Raw genomic sequence first — 1,163 nt, 5'->3', positions numbered from 1 at the left:
GGCCATCGCCGCCGCGCGGCGGCCGCGCCCGGGGCGGGGCTGAGCATGGCGCAGTCCCGCGGGCTCTATCTGCGCATCGGCGCGCTGGTGCTGGCCGGCCTCGCGCTCGGGGTCGGCTTCGTGCTGTTCCTGACCGCCGACCGGCTCGGCGCCAGCTCCCAGCAATTCGAGACCTATATCCGCGAATCGGTGCAGGGGCTGGAGGTCGGGGCGGGGGTGCGCTACCGCGGCGTCAGCATCGGCCGGGTCTCCGAGATCGGCCTCGTCTCCGCCGAATACCGCCGGCCGCAGGGCGACCCCTTCGGCGCCGCCTTCCAGCTGGTCTATGTCCGCTTCGCCGTGGACAACAGCCGCATCGGCGACACGCCGAACGTGGAGGAGGCGATCCGGCTCGGCCTGCGCGTCCGCACCGCGGCGCAGGGCATCACCGGCGTCAGCTACCTGGAGCTGGACTTCGTGGACCCCACCCGCTTCCCGCCGCGCAGCGTGCCGTGGGAGCCGCGCTACACCTACATCCCGGCCATCCCGTCCACCGTCGCGCAGGTGCAGAGCGCGGCGGAGCAGTTGCTGCAGAAGCTGCAGGATGCCAACCTGCCGCTGCTGCTGGACAACGTCATCGGCCTGATCGGCGACCTGCGGGCGCAGGTGAAGGATGGCGACGTGGCGGTGACGCTGCGGGAGGCGGCCGAGCTGATGCGCAGCCTGCGCGCCGCGGCGCAGGAGGCCGACCTGCCCGCCGCCTCCGCCGAGCTGCGCGCCACGGTGGGCGATGCCCGCAAGCTGCTGGCGAACCGGGAGCTGGCGCAGGCCCTGGCCAACACCGCCGCCGCGACGGCGGAGCTGCGGGCCGCCGCCGCCCGGCTGCCCGGCAGCGTGACCACGCTGGATGCCTCGCTGCGCAGCGCCCGCGGCGTGACCAGCGACATCCAGGCGGAGATCGCGCCGCTGCTCCGCGACCTGCGCGCCGCGGTGGCGAACCTGCGCGACACCACCGAGCAGATCCGCCGCAACCCGTCCCAGGCCATCCTCGGCGCGCCGCCGCCCGCGCCGGATGCGCGCCGATGACCGGGGCGGCCGGAGGCGCGACGATGCACGGCCCCGCCGGGACCGCGCCGATGGATCCCGCCGCCGGGCGCGCGCCGCCGCGCCATCCTGGCGCCGCC

Annotated in this window: 1 protein-coding gene; it reads left to right on the top strand. The window is 75.8% G+C overall.

Annotated features, from left to right (window positions below; all coding sequences use genetic code 11):
• On the top strand, positions 1-1,065 hold a 1,065-nt coding region (locus E2C05_RS31925; protein ID WP_338045234.1), incomplete at its 5' end, for an MlaD family protein.
• Positions 1,066-1,163: the final 98 nt, after the last annotated feature.

This window comes from Paracraurococcus ruber (assembly GCF_004353985.1).
Taxonomy (GTDB): domain Bacteria; phylum Pseudomonadota; class Alphaproteobacteria; order Acetobacterales; family Acetobacteraceae; genus Paracraurococcus; species Paracraurococcus ruber.
Note: the sequence above shows the minus strand (reverse complement) of the source record. Positions and strands in the feature narration are given on the sequence as shown.